Origin of the sequence: Pedobacter sp. KBW06 (assembly GCF_003852525.1) — a bacterium.
Classification (GTDB): domain Bacteria; phylum Bacteroidota; class Bacteroidia; order Sphingobacteriales; family Sphingobacteriaceae; genus Pedobacter.
The window spans coordinates 1-22,201 of sequence record NZ_QAJL01000001.1; the positions used below are offsets into that span (position 1 = coordinate 1).

The window sequence follows — 22,201 nt, forward strand, 5'->3', positions numbered from 1 at the left end:
TTTTCGGTCACAACAACCGTATAAGTGCCGCTTTCCTTAGCGGTATATTTTTGTAATACCGCACTAACAATCAATTCCCCGTTTTTATACCACTGGTTGCCTAGAGCCTTATTGGATTCCAGGATCACCTGATCACCCGTACAGAACGTCAGGTTTCCTTCGGTTACCTCAACTGATGGTGTTGCAGGAATTGGATTTACAGTTATTATAATCTCATCAGATAATTTGGAACAAGGATTTGTCACCACAAGCCGATAGGTTCCAGGGGTAGAAACTGTCAATTCCGGCTTATTTTCGCCAGCAATAGGCCTGTTATTTTTGATCCACTGGTTACCGGTCGCAGAACTCGATTTTAACTTCACGACTCCACCAGAACAAAAAGTAAGATCTCCTTCTGAAGTGATTACCGGCTTAGGTTGATCAGGATATACATTAACCGAAACTATATTGGAGGCTGAGCTTTCACATCCTTTATCATTCTTTAACACAACATGATAATCCCCTTCCGTTGACGCTGTATAAGTCTGGTTAATTTCACCGGCAATCGCAACTCCATTTTTAAACCACTGAAAACTCACAGCATCTCCATTTGCAGTCAATGTCACCGTCCCTCCGATACAAAACTGGGCATCCCATGGGAGAACCACAGCGCTTTCCGGCAATTTATTAACCGTTAGTGTTGCAACAGAAGACACCGAACTACACCCTAATGCAGAGGTAACGATAACCCTTAATTGCTTACCATTAGAAGTGAAAGGGACATTACTTAACGTAATCGATGTCGTATTACTTCCACTAACACCTGTAGCATCAGCAGCGAAATCCTGCCATCCAGCGCCCTTATTATCATTAAACTGCCATTTATAGGTATTATCTGACTCTGTAGCAGTCACAGTGAAGACTGCATTTTTATCTTCACAAACGGAAACATTATTTAATGGTTGAAGAACCGGAGGTTGATTTACCTTAATAAGATAAGTCGTCCTTTCTCTTTCACTACCCACGGTACCCAGCGTAAAAGTGCCAGACGCCGTTGGTGTCCCTGTAATCTTCAAAACATTATTTCCAGAACTAAAAGCAGGATCCAAACCACTGGGAAGCGCTCCGATAATTTCAACTGCTCCGCCAGACACACCTGCAAAATCAATTGGAACAATTGGAGTACCCGGACAAAGCTCTTGAACAATAACATTATTGTACTTGATGTTATTACAAACTTCCTGTAAAGTTCCATTCTTACATTCCAGGTGAGGATCTGAAGGTGCATTGATCACATCCGGATCTGGATTTAGAATGGGATGTGTGGCATCCGGATCAGTAATATCGGCTGGACGAAGGATACTTGCCTCTACCGAAAGTGGATAAGTTAAAGACGACGTCGCTGATTTAACAATGATTTTAAACTCAACAACAGCGTTGTTTTTCAGATCCAATACCGCACTAAAATCACCCGCTAACCTGAGGATATTATTAACTGCTCCCTCTCCGCTTGCAATTGAAAAACTTCCGTCTGTCACCTCAAATCCGGGAGGGGCTTTAAAAGCAAAAGGGGCACCTGAGACAGCACTGGGGCCACTATTTTTCACGCGGACAGTATAAGTAATTTGTTTATTCAGAATTAAAGTACTAAGGTCCGGAACAACACTTTCTATTTTCAGATCTGCAACTTTAATCACAAGATCAACTGGAGTATCCTCCTCACTTCCCTGAATGTATGCCCAGGTATCCAGAGACTTGGCATTTCCAAAGCTATTTAATCCGGTACCTGAATTACCAGAGCCACCGGTATTATTGTAACTGCCCCATTTATGACCTTCAGTTCTACTGGAAGCCCCATTAACCCCAGTATAAACCGGGTTTGACGACTCAGCATAACTTCCGGCACCTGTAATATCCGAGTCATCCCAATAAGTTCGGTCGCTATAAACGGATTCGTCGGTCGACAGATTAAGCACATCGTAATTGGTTGTATTATCTGTAAGCTCAATAATTAATCCTAAAGGATTTACTTCCATATCAATATATGGAAAATGCACCTCCGCAGATAGCAATTTCGTTTTGAGTTTACTGATGAATGTACCGTCTTTTAAAAACGCTCCTTTACCATCTTTACCATCCCAGAAAACAACATTATTACCTTGAGTGGCAACGCCTATGATGACACGATCCGCGGGACCGGCAGGAGTTGATACAGGTATAGTAATCCTATATGTTCCGACTGCACTGGACTTAAATTTTATATACGCACCGTTCATACCCGCAAGTCCTACAGTTCCTTCTACCCCAACTATCGTCAGGTTGGTGATTTTTGGTAATTCTGCAGGATTTTTCAACCAGGTATCCTGCCCTAAAAACGCTGCTGTTGGCGCTTTAACAGGCAAGCCGGGATGGGGCTTATTATAGAATATTTTATGGGTAACATTCGCGCCATCGTCGGGCCCGGTTGGGTTATGCGTATACGCCAGGATACCTTCATAGCTGGATTCGTTTAAACTTTTATAAATAGGAACAGAATTTACAGCGAATCCATTACTATTGGAAAAAAAGGTAAAACCAACACCATTACTTCCATTTGTCTGGACCCGGTAGGCTCTTCCATCTTTTGTCAAAATATAATGTGTGGCAAAGTAAGCCCGGCTCTTTAAAAATGTACCATTCAAATGAAGGTTTAAAACATTAGCAAAAACCCTTCCTTTTAACCATTCGGTTGCAGTACTTGCCCTTACCGAAACATCCCATGCCGCAATTAAATTAATATTTTCATCCGTTAAATCTGGCTGAGACCAGTTAGCCGTTGCAAGTATACTAGGGGCGATAAGACCATTATTTCCGGCTCCTCCAGGGGCAATAAATTCAACTTTCCAAACTCCTTCCATAGACGCAGGCACACTCATTTCAAAAGGAGTATATCCACTACCACTTCCAATTTTAGGACCGTTAAGCTCGTCAGTCCGGTTTCTAATCCTACCTGTACTACCTCCTACATTGGAGGTATAAACATCACCAGTTGGCGTGGTAAAACGTATAACTCCCTGTCCATACCCCTGTGCACTTGAACCGGCTGCAATAATTTCGCCGGATTTTACATACACATAATGCGTACCTGGGGTTTTAAAAGGCCAGGATTCAGACGATCTAGTGGTGGTGTTACAATACAAAAAGGCTCGGTTTCCTGTCGCAGTTGCCGGGTATAAATCCCTGCTTCCCTCCGCATAAACAGCCGAGAAATTAACCAACAAACAAAATATAAACAGAAAGTGTAATTTCTTAGGTATAGATATAAGAATACGTCGGAGCACTTTTAGCATAACATTGATTATACAGGCCTATTCTCCTTTAAGAGCATCAATGCAATCGGACAGATCCGGCAAAATGAATGCGTTTTCTCTCAAGATGATCAGCCCCCCAGCAAATTTTCTTAAAGATTAACTGTGTTTATTACTACCAAATTACTCAGAATTTTGGTCATTTCATTAAATAATGCCGTAAAAGTGAAAATTTTTTAATAAAAATCAGACCAACAAATTAAAAATCTTTAAAATACTGCCAATAGCGCATAAAGCGGGACATTTCAGAAATACTCCAAAACCATTAGGAATAAAAAATAAATTCAACTGGGAACATTAGTAGAATTAATTCCCCACATTGGGGTCATCAATACCTACAAAAATGTGAACATATTGTTATGCCAATAACAACAAACACTACAAATCACAAAAATTAGAAGAAGGAAAAACCTGGTCTTTGGTCAACCAATGACGAATCTAAAAGAAACTATAGAAAAATATAGTCAAAATAAAATCTAAAAGAAACCTTAAAGAACATTTATTAAAAATAAATGAAACAATTAGTCTATAATAAATTAATTTAAATTTATTAAAATACGCTAAATATCACAAACTGGAATATATAGACTACATAAATAGAGCTGTAAAATCTAAATGAAGAATTGATAAGATAAGGCTAAAGATCTGAACTAATCATCAGTCCAATAATCAGAAATTTTGTCTCTTGAAAGAAAATAACCGAGACATAAACCAAAAGAAAGCACGGCGATCCAGAAGTATCGGTCAAAATTATAGTTAACGGGATCGCCGGAAAAGAGCGCGATAAGAAAAGTAGAAAGAAACATACTGCATACAGCAATTATACATCCGGCAATATAAAGTGCTATTTTTTTCATTGGAGAGCAAAATGAGTCTATAAAAGCGTACAATGATATAAAACTACCGCATGAAGTATGTATAATATATTCAGAAGTAATTACACTAAATTTACAAGATATTATTGCAATTACAAATTGTATTACTTTTCCTGATGTTCTGCCCTTCGGTCTACTTCAGAGCCATCTTCCGATATTCCGGATTTCCAATACGAGTAAGCATAAAACTCCTCTCTGGTCCAGAAAGCTTCATTACGAAGGTACTGTCTCACCGTTTTCACCGTTTTAAATTCCGCAGCCACATAAGCAAATTTTCGGATCTCCTCTGTTTCAGGCAAATTTGCCTGGCGAACGGCATCGGAAAGAAAAGTCCCCTCGCCTGCTAAAGGATTATGGATCCAGTTCAGCTGAACCTTTGATCTTGTTTTTAACTCCTGTTCATCAGCTTCGCTTTCCACTTCGATATACGCAACTCCCTCCGCGTCTTCAGGCAAGTCTTCCAGAATTGCACCCAGGACAGGAATTGCTGTTGCGTCTCCTACCAGCAAATACCAATCGGCCTTAGGATACAATTCCGTTTCTTTTGCCCTCATGGTTACGCCCAGTGCTGCTCCAGGCTCCGCATGCATTGCCCATGCAGAAGCAGGTCCATTATCGCCATGAGCGACAAAATCAATGATCATTTCATTTTTTTCCAGATCGATGCCCCGATGGGTATAGGTCCTGATTGCCGGGCGAACTTCTACTGGTGGCATATCCCATTTTTCTGCTTCAAAATCCCAGCTCGGGTAGTGCAGCTCATTTAAACCCGCAGGTGGGATGTAAATTTTATTGTTCACACCGACTGTAGCAATACTGAACTTATAAACATCATCCCCTGTAAGCGTGATTCTAATATAATGTGGGGTAATATACTCCCTGCTTTTTAGGTAAAGCGTTGCTGTAATAAATTGTGCAGCTATATTTTCTTTCTTTTCCATAATGGTAAGTAATAATTAATTTACTAAATAAACGCTGCAAATTCCGATTATTTAGAACGATTACAAATAATAACACAATAATATTACATGGAATGACCTTAAGATTACATTTCTTAAAAATTGTGACGAAGATCATTTTTTAGACTTTACCCGCCCTCTATATTTGGGTTTAATTTATTCTTACTCGATGGATGTCGACGACAAAGGGGTTGTTCCGGGAAGTTCAACCCCTTACTATTTTCAAACCCTAGCGGTAAAACTTTCGGATCAGGCTGGGCAATACAATCAACAATAGCGGCAGCGCGACGATGAAACCTCCAATCACGGAGATCGCCAGGGGCTGATGCAACTGTGCTCCTGCCCCTATTCCCAATGCCAGTGGACTCAAAGCAATCATTGCCCCAAAGGCCGTCATTAATTTAGGTCTCAATCTTGTCGAAATGGCATACACCAATGCTTCATCTACACTCCTGCTCTCCAGTCCTTGCTTAAACTGCAAAAAACTAAAAATCGCATTTTCAGCAATGATGCCAACAATCATAATCAATCCGGTATAACTGCCTACATTTAAAGGCGTGTGGCTCATAAACAAAGCAAGATAGCTTCCAGAGATCCCCATAACAGCGATCAGTAAAATGATAAATGCAATCTTAAAATCTTTAAACACAAACAGGATCACACTAAACACAAGCAAACAGGAAAGCACTAAAATAATCAGCAGCTCCCGGAACGATTGCTGTTGTTCCGCATAAGCACCCCCGTATTCAACGTGATATCCCTTAGGAAGCTGGACATTTGCCAACACCTGGGCCTGCACATCTTTCATCACGCTTCCCAAATCCCTATTGTCCAGACGCGCAGAGATCAACCCGATTGATTGCAAATTTTCCCTTACAATCTCTGCCTCCCCCGCCTTAATCTGTACACTTGCTAAAGAATTGATTGGGATCGTTTTTCCATTGTTCATAAATATATGGAGCCGCCCAACATCAGCAATACCAAATTCCCGGCTCCCGGGGTATATCATTCTTATCGGCGACAGTTGCTGTTTATCAAATACATTTCCGATTACATTTCCCTGCATTGCCGTTTGCACCTGCAACTGAAAATCGCCTGGTGCAATGCCAAATTGTGCCAGGGCAGCATAATCCGGCCGGATATTGACTGCCGGACCGGCAATCACAATACCATCAAACACATCTGCAGTTCCTTTAATCTTCGAAATGATGCCAGCTATTTTTTTTGAAAGCTCCTGAAGCTTTCCCTCATCTGTGCCAAATATTTTAACTTCAACAGGCTGCGTTGAACTCATCAGATCGCCCAGCATATCCCCAATCACCTGACCAAAATCCACTGTTAAAGCCGGTTGGGTACTTTCAATCTTCCTCCTGATCTCGTCAATGACCTCATCAGAAGTCCTGTTTCTTGTCGCTTTCAGCTGAATCAGATAATCTCCGGTATTGGGTTCCGTAATAAAAAAACCCATCTGCGTACCTGTACGCCTCGAATAGGTTTGTACCTCTGGAATTTTGACGATCATTTTTTCCACCTCTCTCAGCATTCGGTCTGTTTCTGCCAGAGAAGTTCCCGGAGGGCTTTTATAATCCAGCACAATACTTCCTTCATCCATTTCCGGAAGAAAACCAGTTTGCAAACGCGGATAAACCAATACGATACTCAAAACAAGGACCAGCAGGAAAAGAATACTGATATAAGGCCTCTGAATAAAATAAGAAATGAAATCGCCAACCTTTGTTCCTGTAGCAACCCGCCTTTGAACGATGGCATGATCGTTACCCTCCTGATGCTTTGTCAGCAGAAGATAAATCACAGGCAATCCAATCCAGGTGACCAGGAAAGAACAGATCAGTGTAATAATCATGGTATTGGTCATCACCTGAAAATAAGACCCTGCAACACCCGTCATCAGTACGAATGGGATAAATATCACAATTGTGCTGACCGAAGAGCCTAACATCGCAGGAAAAAGATAATCAATTGCTTTTTTGAGCAATCCAGATGTGGCCTCCCCGGGGTGTTCCTCATGGGTCCGGTGAATTTGCTCCACCACCACAATTGCATCATCGATGATCAGGCCGATGGCGGCTGCAATGGCCCCTAATGTCATGATGTTTAAGGAATAGCCGATCAGGTATAAACAAATCAATGTTAAACCAAGGGTGATGGGAATCACAATTAATATCGTCAGACTTGGTTTTAACGCACGAAGAAAGATGATGGCCACGAGGATGGCCATTCCCAGACCAACCCACAAACTATCGGTCACACTTTTTACAGATCGTTCTACAAAGTCCGCCTGCAGGTAATAAGGCTTAACCGTTACTCCCTGCGGCAAAATCTTTTTTAGCTCCGTTACTTTTTGCTCCATCTGCGTGGATAAGTCCACCAGATTCGCATTCGGTTGTTTGATCACTGTGATCAGGATTCCATCTTTACCGTTGGCATTGATCCTGGTATATTCTACCGCTTCACTAATGCGAATGGTAGCCAGGTCTTTCAGCATAACGATTCTATGGTTCTTTTTACTGACCATCAGATTTTCAAGATCTGCTTTATTCTTTAACGTTACATCGGTAACAGAAAGGTACAAGTAGTTGAAATCAGACACATAACCATTGGATTTCACAAAATTAGTTTGCGCCATTGCCGCAGTGATCTGATCCGGCGTAATGGCTAAAGCATTCATTTTCTGAATGTCCAGCTGCACCCAGTACTCTTTCGCCTTTCCTCCGATGATGCGGATTTCTGAAACACCCTCTACCTGAGATAAAAAGGGCTTAATTGTATAAGTAGCCAGCTGCTTCAATTCAATCGGTGATTTCGTATTGCTTTCCAAAGTGTAACCGCTTACCGGAAGGATGGCAGGGTTCATTTTTTCTACCGAGAGGTTCAGGCCCGCAGGGAGTGCATTTTTAATCTTCTCCATTTGCGATTCGATCCTTTGCTGGCTCAGGTCGATATCGGCATTCCAATTCATGTAAGCCGAAATTTCACAACTGCCCCTGCTCGTCACACTTCTGATCAGTTTCAAATCAGGCACCTGCTTTACTGCATTTTCAAGAGGACGGGTTACCGTAAGCATCATTTGATCTACGGGCTGTAACTCTGCCTCTGCTATAATTTTTATCTTCGGAAAAGTAATTTCCGGAAACAGCGCAGTTTTAAGCCTGGTATAAGAATAGCCACCACCAATCAGGATCAGCAGCAGGACTACAATCAGTGGATTTTTATGGGAGATAAAAAAGTTTTTCATGGCTATCTGATGATTTTAACTTTCGCCGTATCTGCCAATCCATAGTTTCCGGTAAGAATAAACCGGTCTTTTGCGCTAAATGAAGGAGATAAAATTTCAATCTTTTTTCCCTCGTCCAGTCCCTTCTTCACCGTAACTTTTACCGCTACCGAGTCGTTCTGCATTTTCATCACCCAAAACTCATCCTCCGTTTCATTACTCAATACAGCCGATTTTGGAAGTGTGATGGCCTTGGGACTGGAGGTATTGACCAGTCTTATCCCTGCGACAAGGTTTTCGGGAATGTCATGCCCTGCTGAAACATGAATGATAAAACGTTGGGTCTGTGCCAGAGAATCTACCGACGATAAAGCCCTTCCGACACTTCCTTTCAATTCTTCACCATCCGGCAAACTGAGCATTACAGTTTGATTACCGGCCAGAATTTTTCTCATTTCATAAGGCAGGTCTAATAGAAAAACCAGACTATTTTTATTACTCAATACGGCAAGGGCTTCCCCCTCCTGCACATAATCTCCCTTCTGATGGCTTACGGAGGAAATAAAACCACTTTGGGCAGCTCTGATCTTAGACAATCCGGAAAATTTAAAGCCGGGGTCCAGTTGATTCACGGAATTGCCTATCGCTCTCGCTTCTTTCGTCACCAGGCTAAATAATACCTGGCCATTACTCACTACATCCCCCACCTTTACCGTATTTCCCTGCAGGTACCCGCTGATACTCGCTTTGATGTAACTTTTCTCCAGATAAACAGAGGTCGCATTTAAGTTCACATAAGACACCAGATCTCCCTGACTTATCGTAGTCAGCTTTACCGGAGTTTCCATATTCCCGCTTTCGTCTGTTGCAGTAGCGTCCGCTCCATTCCCACAGGCCGTCAGCAGCAATACAACGGAAGAGAGGATCCCAATTGAACATTTAATTTTGAGTTGATTCTTCATGTTATCTGTTCCAGTAGTTAAGTTGATTAATGAGTTTCAGGCGACTGATATCTGTTTGACGAAGGAGGTTTTCTGCGGAGAGGTAATTGTTAATGGCGATGATATAATCCGCAATTTTTAAGTCGCCGGTATGCATCAGTTTGCTGTCTACCTCGATCAGGCTTTTGGCAAAACGGATTTGTTCCTTAATCTGGTTGTCCATGCCTTGCGTTTCCAGAATCTGACCTTGCAAAAGACGGATCTGCTGTTCCTGTTGCTGTACAAAAAACTGCTGGTAACCAAGCGTGGTTTCCTGCTGGATGTTCAGCTTATCCAACTGCATCTTTTTCTGATGACCATCGTAAATGGGCACAGAGATCGTAAACCCTGCGCTTGTCCCAAAATTTTTATAGGGCTGCAAGGCGAAAGAAGAGTTATACCCCCCGTTTACATAGACACTGGCCTTAGTTTTATAATCCAGACTTACCGCCTTCTTTCCATTCTCATTTCTGAGACTATCCAGTTTAAAACGTTGCCTGAAAAATATATGCTCCGCAGGATAAACCGGCTTGAGGACAGGCGCCTGTAAATGCGCAAAAGTTGTATCAGAAATCCCACAGAGGTAATTGAGCGTTACATAATCATTTTTAAACTGCATTTCCGACTGGCGCCATTGCAAATGCTGCTGCTGGAAGGTCACCAGGAAAGTCAGGTACTCTGATTGTTTATAGGTATTTGCCCGGGTTAGTTTTTTTAAAATCTGCTCTTCCTTTTTCAGCAACTCATACAACTCCTTATTGAATTCCATTTGCTGCTGACTGGCGAAGGCGTTGAGGAACTGATCGGCAATATTTTTTCTTAAATCCAGTTCCGACCATTTACCAGCAAACTGCAGGGAATCCTGCTGAAGTTTGAACTGCTCAAGTTGATTTTTGATCCGGCCTTTGCCTATGATCGCATAATTGACTGTAAGCAGTGCCTCCAGTGCCTGTCCGTTTGTTAAGGCCTGATCAAAACCGTAACCCTTCCAGACCGGCGCGTACAAACCTGTAGAACTGGCGGTCATTTGCGGCCGGTACGCTGCCCGCCACCTCAGGCTATCGATCTTATTGCTCCTTTGCTGGTTCTTATTGTCTTTTAATAATGGACTCGCATTTAACCCCTGTTCCACAAAAAAATCCAGGCTCCTGATTACAGGAGACTGCGCCTTGCCGAAGAATGAACTCAGGCAAAGGGCCAGGAACAGGCAGCTTGTATTTCTAAAATGTGCCATGGAAGGAAAGTCCGATTGCTTTATCCTGGTATAACGGCGCCATACTGTAATTCACTTTCGTCTCTTTACCAAATACCAGTTTCTTTAAACGTGGATACAGATAATAGGCTACTTTGGTCGATAAAATCCCAAATCCTGCTCCTGCAACCACATCACTGAGCCAGTGTTTGTTGTTGTACATCCTCAAAACTCCGGTAGCTGTTGCCACCGTATACCCCGCATAGCCATACCATGGAGAAACATCTTTATATTCCTGATTTAAAAACTCTGCTGCTGCAAAAGCATTCGCCGTATGTCCGGAAGGAAATGAATTGTAGCCGTTCCCGTTTGGCCTCAGCCGATGCGAAGCACTCTTTAAAGTGGATACCGTTCCGCCCATAATGGCCGAAGACAGCACATAAATCCCGGCAGCGTCTGCCAGGCTATGTTTACCTTTGACTCCTGAAAGGTTTAAGGCAAAAACAGCCAGTGCGGGAGCAAACTGCGAATAATCGTCCACATGGGCAGCAAACAAAGGATGATCTTCCTGAAGCTCATTTTTTGTCGTCTTATCCAGATCTCTGATGGCATTGTTTCCTAAAGAAATCACTCCATAGCCAATAAATACCGCTGGAATAATCAGGGATTTAATTTTCAAGGTGTTTTCTGCTGCTTTTTTTACAGCTAAAGAATCAGGCTGCTGAACCTGCGCAAACAGAAAACCAGGCAAACAACATGCTATTAACAGACAACGGAACTTTTTCATATCATAGAATTATGATCTAAAGCTATTGCCTAAATATGTAGGAATTCTGTAGCGAAAATGAAGGAATTCTGAAGAAGCCGTTTTATGCGCTAAAATCTTCCGGAAAAAGAAAAGCCCATGGCTTTATCCTGATAAGCAGGCATCAGGTTAAAATTGCTTTGCTTTCTGCCCATGATCAGTTTTTTCAAATGTGGATACACGAGATAGCCAATTTTTGCCGAAAGGATTCCAACCCCTGCACCGGCAACGACATCACTTACCCAATGTTTGTTGTTGTAAAGCCTGAAGATCCCCGTCGTCGTTGCAACGGCATACCCTGCATAACCAATCCATGGGGATACATCTTTATATTCCTGTTTCAGGAATTCCGCAGAAGCGAAAGAAGTTGCCGTATGTCCGGAAGGAAAAGAGTCGTAACTACTGCCGTCAGGACGAAGGCGGTGGGATTGTTTTTTGGCAATCGACACTGCGGCAGTCATAATTCCCATCGTAACCACATAATTCCCTGTCGCATCCAGCAAACTATGCCTGCCCTTTACACCCGCAAGATTTAACCCGTAAACTGCCAGTGCAGGCACGTAACGCATAAAATCATCGGCGCTTTTAGAGAAGAACGGATGGTCTTCCTGAAGTTCGTTTTTAGTAGTACGGTCCAGGTCTCTGATAAAGTTATCCCCCTTAGCCATTAGCCCATACCCGATAAACACGGTTGGGATAATAAAAGGTGCAATGCGAAAGGTATTTTTCTTTGCCAGGGAATCTGCCTGCTGTGCTCTGGTCAGTAAAGGAAAACACAGGATTAATAAAAGGACACACTTCAGTCTCACCATCATTATAAAATTCTAAATCAAAACTATACCCCAATTTTGTAGGAAATCTGAAGTTATACTTTGCAGATGGCAATCAAACATTAGCCTGACAATCATACTGAAGGTTCAAAATGCAATAAAATTCTGAGAACTACAAAAATGCTACAGAATTGCAGCCTAATTATGCATAAATATTGAACCCTGCATGCGCAATTACTCCATTTTCTGCTTTCTCCTTTTTTCATTTCCACTACTCAGTCAGGCTCAGTTCAAAGGACTGATTACCGGAAAAGTAACAGACCACCAAAGCCAGCAAGGCATTGAATTTGCCAACATCTTATTGAAAAGCAGTAAAGACAGTTCGGTGGTTGCCAATCAGGTTACCAATGCCAAAGGCATTTATAGGTTTACCGGGGTTCCGGAAGGGAATTATTACCTTCAGGCCGGATTTGTAGGCTATTCTAACCGGAGAAGTGCTTTCTTTAGCATCGACACCCAACATGCCTCCGCTCAAATTAACTTGTCCCTCGATGGTGGTGCTAAAATTTTAACGGAAGTTAGCATCAGTGCAAAAAAGGCCATTTACAGCAATTCACTGGACAGAAAGGTCTACCATGTAGATCAGGACATCACTGCAAAATCAGGCTCTGCCGCGGAAGTGCTGCAGAATGTGCCCCTGGTACAGGTAGACCTGGATGGAAATGTGACACTTCGCAATGCGGCAACCACGATTCTGATCAATGGAAAAGTATCCCCATTAATGGGTAAGAATGCCGCTGCAACATTACAACAACTTCCCGCCAACAGCATCGAACGGATAGAGGTGATCACCAATCCTTCGGCAAAATACAAACCCGACGGTACCGGAGGGATCATTAACATCATCCTAAAGAAAAACACCAAACGGGGGCTAAATGGCAGTGCAACGGTAAATGGAGGAAACGAAAAAAGGTACAATGCAAATGCGACCCTGAATTACAATCCCGGAGTATTTAATCTCTTTGGAAGTTACAGCATCAAACAGGACGACAGAACAAGACTGACCAGCAATAACCGCAGTCAAATCAATGAAGCCCCTGCTGGCACCTCTTATTACCAGGACCTCATTACCGCGAACTCCCGGCCTTTTTCCAATATCGCCAATCTTGGGATCGATTACAACCTAAACGAACATACTACAATCGGACTGTCGGGAAGTTATTATCTGAGGAATATGCATAAACATGACCTAAGCCATAAATTGATCCAATCTGAAACAGGCAATCAATCCTATGATCGGAAAAGAGAAAATTTTGAAGAGGAAAGCCAGAGCAATGCCGCTTTTTACCTGGAACATACCTTCAGGAAGGAAGACCATAAACTCCGCCTGGAATTCGATGTCGCACATTCGCCGGAAATTGAAAACAACCAGTATAAAAATACCTTTAGCATACCTCTGATTGCTGAACAGCGGGACAACACAATTATAAAACAAAATTCAGACCAGCAGCACCTCTCCCTCGCTTATGAAAATCCACTATCCGAACATCGCAAAATTGAAGCGGGATATGACGGACAGTTTAACAAATCAGACCTTGATTTTTTTGGAGAAGCCTATAACGCTACGCAACAACAATTCCTGACCGATCCTCAAAAGACAAACCGGTTTATTTACCAGGAGAATGTACATGCTTTATATGGAACATTCTCGGATGAATACCAGAAATTCTCTTTCATGGCAGGACTGAGAGCCGAATATGCCGATCTGAATTCCAGACTGATCACGACAAATACCAGCATACCAAACCATTATTTCAAGCTCCACCCCAGTTTACACCTTACTTATAAATTAAACGAGCATAAACAATTACAACTCAACTACAGCAAAAGGGTCCGCAGGGCGGAAGCCGATGAGCTCAACCCTTTTGCAGAATATGCAGATCCGACCAATGTAAGGGTCGGAAATCCATTGCTCCTGCCGGAGATCATCCATTCCATAGAAACCGGTTATCAATGGAGCAATAATGTGTTCAGTGTTTTACCCGGGATCTATTACCGCTATACACAAAATAGATTTACCGCGGTAACACAGCCACTCAATGACTCTGTTCTGGTGACGCGACAGCAAAACCTGGCCGCCGACAGGACTTTTGGAGCAGATCTGGTCTTTTCTGCAACGATTGGCAGGCATTTGATGATCAATCTGACGGGAAATGTCTTTTATAATGAAATTGATGCCGCAAACCTGGGTTATTCTGCTAAAAAGTCGACCTTCTCCTGGAGCTCCAATTTCAATTCCAGCTATTCCATTACCAGCAGCAGCACTTTACAGGTCAACTCCGGTTATAAATCATCCAAATTGACGCCACAAGGGAAATACCTTCCCAGTTTCGTGATGAATCTTGGATTCAGGCAGGAAGTCCTTGCAAAAAAGGCCTCTGTATACCTGACCGCTTCCGATATTTTTAAGTCCCAGCGACAGGTACTCTCTTTGCAGGGGCCGCTTTTGGTCCAGGATATCCGCGTTAAAAGTAATTCACGAATCGTATATTTAGGTTTCAGTTATAATTTCGGAATCACAAAGAAGAAGAAAGACCTGCAATTTGACAACAGTTTATAACGCTTAATGATCAAAATATGTGGTGGATCTACGCCTTACTATCAGCTTTTTTTGCAGCCTTAACGGCTATCCTTGCCAAGATTGGCATTAAAGGAATAGATACGAATCTCGCTACGGCAATCCGGACAGTAGTGATCTTATTACTTGCCTGGGCAATTGTATTCTGGAAACAGGAAGCCAATGGCATTCATGGGCTGACCAAACAAAACTGGACCTTCCTGGTACTTTCCGGTCTGGCGACGGGTTTATCCTGGATTTTCTATTTCAAGGCCCTGCAGATGGGAAAAGTTTCCCAGGTAGCCCCGGTTGATAAAGCCAGTGTGGCCATGGCACTGATTCTTTCCGTTCTCTTTCTTGGTGAGCCACTGACCATTAAAACGGCAATCGGGGCAGTCATGATCATTGGCGGAACGATTGTGATGATCCTGTAGTCTTGTTCAACCCGGGTTGCTTTGAGAAAAACCCCTGATCCGAATCCAGAAAATCCGGCAGCACGAGATTAAAACATGCCCCTTTATTAAAGAAATGGCATTATAAATGTGTTATTCCCATTAAAACTGAAAAATAATACAATATGACTAATTTAGAAATCGGTATAGAACGCTTACTGAACAGATTAATTGACAGCCTCCCCTCTTTTATAAGTGCGATCCTTGTTTTAGTAATAGGCATCTGGCTAATCAAATTCCTGCTTCGTTTTTTAACGAACCGTTTAAACAAGGGCAAAATTGACAGCTCACTTACGAATTTCCTGCTTAGCATTCTAAAGGCCATTCTTTACATCCTTTTATTGCTTACTGTAACCTCGACACTTGGGATTCCAAACACTTCTTTTGTGGCTGTTCTCGGTGCTGCCGGTCTGGCGATTGGCCTGGCCTTGCAGGGAAGCCTCTCCAATTTTGCAGGTGGTGTACTGATCCTGCTTTTTAAACCCTTCAAAATCGGGCACTTCATTTCCTCCAGCAATGGCGTAGAAGGAACGGTTCAAAAGATCGACATCCTGTATACGACCCTGAAAGCGAAAAACGGAACCACTTTGTATGCACCAAACGGACCTTTGGCAAATGCGGTCATCAATAATGTTTCCGATAATGAGAACAGAATGGCGGAATATGTAATTGGCATCTCCTACAATTCAGATATTGATGTGGCCAGAAATGTGATTCTAAAAACCCTGGCTGCAGATCCCCTTGTGCTCAAAGAACCTGCTCCGGTAGTGCTCGTTAGTGCCCTGGGAGACAATGCTGTAAACCTCACCACCCGTGCCTGGTCTGCAAACGGAGATTTCTGGCCAACTTATCATAGAAACTATCAATTGATCAAACAGGAACTGGATAAAAATAACATTGGTATTCCTTATCCGCAGCGTGAGATCCATGTGATTTCAGATACCCCAACACCCGCGCTTGGCGCGGAATAATCATTAAAAGAGCCGCAAATTGCGGCTCTTTTAATTTCAGCTGATGTAGAGTCAATGAATCATCAATTTGACAAATCGTTGTTCCTGATCCCGCGCTTATTTTTCTTCAATTCGCCTTTTAAACTGCCAAAATTATAGTTCAGATTTACACTGAATGACCTGAAGTAACTTTGGGAATAATCCCTTTGGTAAAACTGCGGGCCTTCAGTAATCGTTTCATTCGTTCTGAATTTTGTAAAAGGGTTATTGATTCCTGCCCCGAAAGACAATTTATCTTTGATCAGCGTTTTACTGACGTTAAAAGAAGAACTCAACATTCCGTTCGTTGTTCCCTGAAAACCTGTTGGATTCCGGCTATCCAGATTTAGGTTCATGCTGGTACGCCAGCCACTTTCAAAATTATATCCGGATGATAAGTTGAATGAATAGGTAAACAACCTGGCTTTTATTTTCTGTCCCATGGCCTCACCGCTCATCCAAAAATAGATCGCACGTCCATTCATGCTCAGGTCCAGGCGACTCGTTAAGGGATAGCGCAGATAGACAAAACTGCTGAGTCCGGCAAGTTCTCCGGAATTATCATAAGTCTTTGTTGTGATGTTGCGGACCGGATCAAAAGTGCTCACCGGCAGGTCTGCCTCATTTAAAAAGGAGTAATCCATCCCGGCAGTAAAAGTTAGCTTTTTGGAGCTGTTATAGCCAAGAGATATGGAATTGACCACTACCGGGCGCAAATCCGGGTTCCCGGTTGTTTCAAAATCCGGGTTTAAACGGTTTACAAAAGGATTCAATCTGTTGATACCCGGCCTTTTCATCCTTTGAGAAAATCCGGCATTCCAGCTATTTCCGCCTTTCAGCGTCTTATTGATCATTATGGTTGGAAATAAATTGGTGTAATTTTGTTTTACATTGGCCGTATGGCTAAGGAAATCCGCATCAATCGAGGTGTGTTCCAAACGGAGACCCGCCTGCAGGTTCCAGCTGTTCCAATTCAGCTGGTAAGAATTATAAGCAGATAACACCTGCTGCCTGTAGGTTAAATGATCGCTGTTCTGTGGATCATCATCTACCTTAAAATCAGCCTTATTATCACGGAAGATCCCTTTTACACCCATTTCTACCGTCAGGATTTTATGAGGACGAACAAAATCCAGCTGTATGGTATTTTCTTTGGTATGGTCATATTGTTCCTGTCTGAAATTCCGGTTGGGGTAATTCGTTACCTTAGAAATCAGCGCCTCCGTGAAGGGATCGTTCTTATGGTTTTGATAACTATAAGAAAGGGTCAGCATCCGGTTCTTATCCGCTTTGAAGCCCAATTGATAGTCTGCAGAGAAATCAAGTCCGGAACTGTTGGCCCTGGTCCGCTCTGCGAGCTCATACCCTTGCAGGATTCCCTGAGCGCCCGACAATGTCGAATGCAAAAAACCATTGTCCTCAGCGTGCTTTCCGTTTGTATTAAACCTCGCAGAAATCAGGTTCAGGGTATCTATTTCGTAACTCAGTTCTGTTCCTAAATAACCTGATTCTGATTTTGGCTTGCGGTTTCGCTCCTGAAATAAATCCGTAGGATTTGTTCCATAGGTCTGCCTGAATGCGTTACCTGTTAATTCGGGGCTCCGGTTTAAGTTTCCTCCTGTCATGGCCGACATTCCCCACTTGTTCTTTTTGAAAGTAAATGAGCTTCCGGCACCAGTGCCCGCATCCGGTAAACGTGCATTTAAATTAAGCGTGCCATTCCATTCATTATTCAGCTTTTTGATCGTGATGATGTTGATGATTCCGGCAAGCCCTTCTGCATCGTATTTTGAGGAGGGAATCGTCATCACTTCTATGCTCTGAACCGTTGATGCCGGGATACTTTTGAGGATGGATTTTAAATCCCTGGCAAACATGCCCGATGGTTTCCCGTTTAGAAAAACCCTGAAATCAGGGCTTCCCTTTAACAACAGGTTTTGATCGCCATCCACAGAGAGATACGGAATTTTACGCATCATATCCAGCAACATAGTGTTTTTGCTATCTGGATCCGCCTGCATGTCGTAAATGATTTTACCGGCTTTCTGCCTCAAAATGGGCCTGTCTGCGGTAATGGAAACCTCCTTTAAACCGTTTTCTTTTGGCTGAAGGAACAATGTATCCCGTCCTTCTGCGGGTATTTCTAAGCCTTCATAGCCCAGTGCAGACAAAGTCAGTTGATAAGGTTCCGGTTTAAGACCAGTAAAGAGAAATGATCCGTTATTGAGGGTCAGCATCGTTTTTAAGGTAGTCCCATCTGCTGTTTTCAGTCGGACTGTGACATAGTTCAACGGTAATTTCGTGACCTGATCGGCCACTATACCTGAGATTTTGCTCTGGTTCAGCGTTGTTTGTCCACTTGCATAGGCAACCAGGAAGAGCAGGTTGCAGATCAATATTCGGCTTACGTTTTTTATAGACATGGTATCTGGATTATAAGTTTTCAATATTTAAGGGCATAGCTCCGCTTAAGCGCTATTTACGTAGCGCTCAAAAGCTATTGACTTAATAAAAAATGAGGTTTAGGAGCCGCCGGAATGCGGCCCATGGTTGGTATTAGGAGATTTTTCGGGTAATGATGTGGTTGAGAATCAAACTGATTCCCCCGAACAGGAAGATCATGGATAAAAAGCTGGTTGACTTTGCCATTCCATAATCACTGAGTACAGAGCCCATGATCATTCCTATGGCAACACCTACAGAAAGCATCCCATATTTCAGGGTCAGGAAGTTGGGATTTTTGTTGGAGTTAAAAGGTGAAACCTCCAGCCCCCTGTCCAGCATCGCCATTCGCTCCCGGTGCCTGGTCATTAAAAACACATATATGATTCCAAAAATCGCTGCGAAAGCGCCTATAGAAACGATAACATCTCTTACTATTTCATCCATGATCGTAGTTTTAAATTGTTGATATATGCCATAGGAGCGAAATGTGAGCGCTCTGGTTACAAAAAATATTAAATAAAAATATATGATATTATTTGTAACCAACTTCAACATATCCGGCTCTTATGAGGGAATGGACCATACAGAAGATCAGATTTACGTTGACAGGGTAAAGAACGGTGATACCGCCTCCTATTCATTTCTTCTGAATAAGTACAAGAATATGGCTTATACCATTGCAGTTAAAATTACCGGAAATGCGGAAGAGGCGGAAGATGCCGTGCAGGAGGCTTTTATTAAAGCCTATCAGGCCATCCATAGCTTTAAAGGAAATTCGAAATTCTCGACCTGGTTGTATACAATTGTTTACAGAACAGCCATTCTGATCATCAAAGACAAGAGGATAAAAACTTCCTCCATTGATGATGAAAACCATTCCCATGATGCTACTGACGGCTCTGTCCCACAACTGGATCAGTTACATTCGGATGAGCAGGCAAAATATGTAAGACAGGCCATTGAAAAACTCCCAAAAACGGAGGCATTGCTGATTACCTTATATTACATGAATGAAAGTACCATTAAAGAAGTTTGTGAGATAACAGGATTGTCCATTCCAAATGTGAAAATCCAATTGTTCAGGGCCAGAAAAAGACTGGAACGTGAATTGAAGTTTCTATTATAATAAGAAAGGGTTTAGAAAATGGCAGCGAAGAAAAAAGAAAAATTGAAAATGCTACTTCAGAAAGTGGAGCCGGATGCACCTGCAGCTGATTTCATGGAGCAGGTCATGAAAGAAATTTCTACAGATGGAACTCCGGAAATCCCGGTCAACATTGCCCTGCAGAATTTATTGAAGCAGCATGGAATGGCAAGTTTATCTCCTGATTTTACGGAACAGGTGATGGATAAAATTGAGGCCATTTCCTTAAAAAAACAAGACCAGCCCATCATTAGCCGGAAGGCCGGATTTGCCATTGCAGCCTCTTTTCTTTTATTTTCATTGATGTTATTCTTATTCGCAGGAAACACAACTACATCAGCTAAAAGTCCGGATGTTTATCATTTGATCGGTCGGTTTAGTCAAGCCACCCGCCAACTTCAGGCCAATGGCAGCCCTTCTCTTTACCTGATTGTTGTCCTTATGCTTGGGGTTCTTTTGGGACTGGATTATTATCTGAAATATTTTCAGCAACGACAGAAAGCTTAGCCCTTTTCCGGTATTCTTTCGGACTGTCTCCTTTTTGTTTCCTGAAATACTTATTCAAATGACTTTCATCCGTAAAGCCAAACTCGTAGGCGATTTCGTTGATTCTTTTATCGCTGAACTGCAGGCGGTGTTCAATCAGTTTAATCTTGTAATTGGTGATGTACTGCTGCATCGTTTCATCCGCATGCTTTTTAAAATACCTGCCGAGGTAAGCATTTGAAATCCCGAAATTACTGCTGATCCGCTCTGCTTTCAGCTTCTCCGGCTCATAGATATTGGTCTGGATATATTGCAGGATGTCCATTGCTTTCTCTTCGTTCCTGATATTGACCTGCTCTGGTAAGTACTTTGCAATGTTACGGGCAACCACAATGATTAAGGTATTGATCAGTTGCTGGATAAGCTCCTTATTATAAAGGTCTTTATTGAGGAATTCCTGTTCTATTGCCCTCACCATCGCGCTCACCAATACCTTATCTGTTTTGTTTTTGAGGATACAGCCCGGCTGGTGATTGGCATTGTGCAGGATGTACTCCAGCCGTTTCACATTTTCCGCCAGGAGGCTGTTGTTCCTGATATAGATGTCATTGAAACGAAGAAAGAAAAACTCTGTCGTGGTCTCCACATCTAAAGAATGAGAATCCTCCGGTGTGATTAAAAACAGCTGTCCCGGGTAGTAAGAAAAATTATTCTTATTGATGTTTTGTAATCCCGTACCGGAAATGACATAGATCAGTTCAAAGAAACTGTGCTGGTGGTCATGCTTAAGACATTCCCCGATTTTTTTAAAAGTAATCGAGAAGGGCTCATGTAGGTTTTCCTTAATCATGTGACAAAAATACCAAATTATAGAAAACTTATACCATTTTAATGGAACAAATCTGGTATAACTTTGTGTTATCATAAAAAAGAACATTAAATGAAAGCAATAGTATTAAAAGAACCAGGAACTACAGATCAGCTGCTGAGCTCAGAAATATCAATCCCTGTGATTCAGGAAAACGAAGTTTTAGTGGAAGTAAAAGTGATCGGTATCAATCCTATCGACATCAAAACCAGAAAAGGAAAAGGACGTTATGAAATACTGAAAGTGGAAAACCAGATCATCCTGGGCTGGGACATTTCAGGCATAGTAAAGGAATCAAAATCTGATTTATTTAAAACAGGTGATGAAGTTTTCGGAATGGTTAACTTTCCAGGACATGGAAAAGCTTATGCGGAATATGTGGCTGTGCCCGCTGCACATTTGTCGCTTAAACCAGCAAACATTACACATGAGGAGGCTGCCGGAGCCAGTCTTGCGGCACTTACGGCCTGGCAGGCCATCGTAAAAGCCGGTGTAAAAAAAGGCGACAGGGTTTTGATTCATGCTGCTGCAGGTGGTGTAGGTCATTTTGCGGTACAGATGGCTAAACATCTGGGGGCTTATGTGGCTGGAACTTCCTCAGAGAAAAACAAAGATTTCGTGTTGTCACTGGGTGCAGATCAGCACATTGACTATGCTGCCAATCCATTTGAAACCCAGGTGAAAAATATAGACTTTGTGCTGGATACCATGGGTGGAGATCATATTGACCGTTCTTTGGAAATCATGAATTCCGGTGGAACGCTCATCAGCATTCCCAGCGGATTAAATACAGGTGTTGAGGAAAAATCTAAAGCCAAAGGAATAAATGGCTACGCCACATTTGTTCAATCCAGTGGAGAAGATATGAAAACTATTGCCGGGCTGCTGGAAAAAGGAAGCCTTAAATCACACATTTCCGAAAGTTACACTTTTGATCAGATGGCTGCTGCACATCACCAGATGGAAAGTGGAAGGACCATTGGTAAGATCGTGGTTACACTACCTTAGTCTAAAATTACGCTACAAAAAAAGGGTCTGTATCCTGCGATACAGACCCT

The 22,201-nt window shown here is 42.4% G+C and carries 15 protein-coding genes and 1 pseudogene; 6 read left to right on the top strand and 10 right to left on the bottom strand.

What is annotated here, in order from left to right; translation table 11 throughout:
- The 7 genes and pseudogenes from DBR43_RS00005 to DBR43_RS00035 all read right to left on the bottom strand — a co-directional run.
- Positions 1-3,236, bottom strand: a pseudogene (locus DBR43_RS00005) (hypothetical protein); the annotation flags it as partial.
- 1,069 nt (positions 3,237-4,305) lie between these two features.
- The gene (locus DBR43_RS00010; RefSeq protein WP_124576698.1) at positions 4,306-5,142 is read right to left on the bottom strand and encodes a siderophore-interacting protein; all 837 of its coding nucleotides are present in this window, start codon (positions 5,140-5,142) and stop codon (positions 4,306-4,308) included.
- Positions 5,143-5,389: 247 nt separating this feature from the next.
- Entirely contained in the window at positions 5,390-8,416 is a 3,027-nt protein-coding gene (locus DBR43_RS00015; RefSeq protein WP_124576699.1) for an efflux RND transporter permease subunit, read from the bottom strand.
- Between the two features lie 2 nt (positions 8,417-8,418).
- Positions 8,419-9,357, bottom strand: coding sequence for an efflux RND transporter periplasmic adaptor subunit (locus DBR43_RS00020; RefSeq protein WP_124576700.1), 939 nt, complete (start codon positions 9,355-9,357; stop codon positions 8,419-8,421).
- Between the two features lies 1 nt (position 9,358).
- Complete coding sequence (locus DBR43_RS00025) at positions 9,359-10,609, bottom strand: TolC family protein (RefSeq protein ID WP_124576701.1); 1,251 nt, start codon at positions 10,607-10,609, stop codon at positions 9,359-9,361.
- Positions 10,596-11,354 (bottom strand): phosphatase PAP2 family protein, encoded by a 759-nt coding sequence (locus DBR43_RS00030; RefSeq protein WP_124576702.1) that lies wholly within the window; start codon positions 11,352-11,354, stop codon positions 10,596-10,598. Before DBR43_RS00030 ends, DBR43_RS00025 begins: the two co-directional genes overlap by 14 nt.
- An 89-nt stretch (positions 11,355-11,443) precedes the next feature.
- Positions 11,444-12,187: a phosphatase PAP2 family protein gene (locus DBR43_RS00035; RefSeq protein ID WP_233602789.1), complete on the bottom strand. Its 744-nt coding sequence runs from the start codon at positions 12,185-12,187 to the stop codon at positions 11,444-11,446.
- 181 nt (positions 12,188-12,368) lie between these two features.
- On the opposite strand from DBR43_RS00035, the gene DBR43_RS00040 reads away from it, so the two are divergent.
- The 3 genes from DBR43_RS00040 (at position 12,369) to DBR43_RS00050 (ending at position 16,182) form a co-directional block, all read left to right on the top strand.
- Positions 12,369-14,762, top strand: a complete 2,394-nt coding sequence (locus tag DBR43_RS00040; RefSeq protein WP_124576703.1) for an outer membrane beta-barrel family protein — start codon at positions 12,369-12,371, stop codon at positions 14,760-14,762.
- Positions 14,763-14,779: 17 nt separating this feature from the next.
- Complete coding sequence (locus DBR43_RS00045; protein WP_124576705.1) at positions 14,780-15,193, top strand: EamA family transporter; 414 nt, start codon at positions 14,780-14,782, stop codon at positions 15,191-15,193.
- Between the two features lie 143 nt (positions 15,194-15,336).
- A complete protein-coding gene (locus tag DBR43_RS00050) occupies positions 15,337-16,182 on the top strand; it encodes a mechanosensitive ion channel family protein (RefSeq protein ID WP_124576707.1) in 846 nt (281 codons plus the stop codon).
- Positions 16,183-16,244: 62 nt separating this feature from the next.
- Here the strand turns inward: DBR43_RS00050 and DBR43_RS00055 are convergent, their stop codons facing one another.
- Together DBR43_RS00055 and DBR43_RS00060 are read right to left on the bottom strand one after the other, a co-directional pair.
- Positions 16,245-18,623 carry an outer membrane beta-barrel protein gene (locus DBR43_RS00055; protein WP_124576709.1) on the bottom strand — a complete coding sequence of 793 codons (2,379 nt, stop codon included), beginning with the start codon at positions 18,621-18,623 and terminating at the stop codon, positions 16,245-16,247.
- A 133-nt stretch (positions 18,624-18,756) separates the two neighbouring features.
- Positions 18,757-19,089, bottom strand: a complete 333-nt coding sequence (locus tag DBR43_RS00060; RefSeq protein WP_199756920.1) for a DUF6249 domain-containing protein — start codon at positions 19,087-19,089, stop codon at positions 18,757-18,759.
- A gap of 82 nt (positions 19,090-19,171) precedes the next feature.
- Here DBR43_RS00060 and DBR43_RS00065 point away from each other — a divergent pair, with 82 nt between their 5' ends.
- Positions 19,172-19,771, top strand: a complete 600-nt coding sequence (locus DBR43_RS00065) for an RNA polymerase sigma factor (protein WP_199756921.1) — start codon at positions 19,172-19,174, stop codon at positions 19,769-19,771.
- A gap of 18 nt (positions 19,772-19,789) precedes the next feature.
- The gene (locus tag DBR43_RS00070) at positions 19,790-20,296 is read left to right on the top strand and encodes a hypothetical protein (RefSeq protein WP_124576711.1); all 507 of its coding nucleotides are present in this window, start codon (positions 19,790-19,792) and stop codon (positions 20,294-20,296) included.
- On the opposite strand, the gene DBR43_RS00075 is transcribed toward DBR43_RS00070, so the two are convergent.
- A complete protein-coding gene (locus DBR43_RS00075; protein ID WP_124576713.1) occupies positions 20,229-21,125 on the bottom strand; it encodes an AraC family transcriptional regulator in 897 nt (298 codons plus the stop codon). The genes DBR43_RS00070 and DBR43_RS00075 overlap by 68 nt on opposite strands.
- 90 nt (positions 21,126-21,215) lie before the next feature.
- Here DBR43_RS00075 and DBR43_RS00080 point away from each other — a divergent pair, with 90 nt between their 5' ends.
- Entirely contained in the window at positions 21,216-22,151 is a 936-nt protein-coding gene (locus DBR43_RS00080) for an NADP-dependent oxidoreductase (protein WP_124576715.1), read from the top strand.
- Positions 22,152-22,201 lie beyond the last annotated feature (50 nt).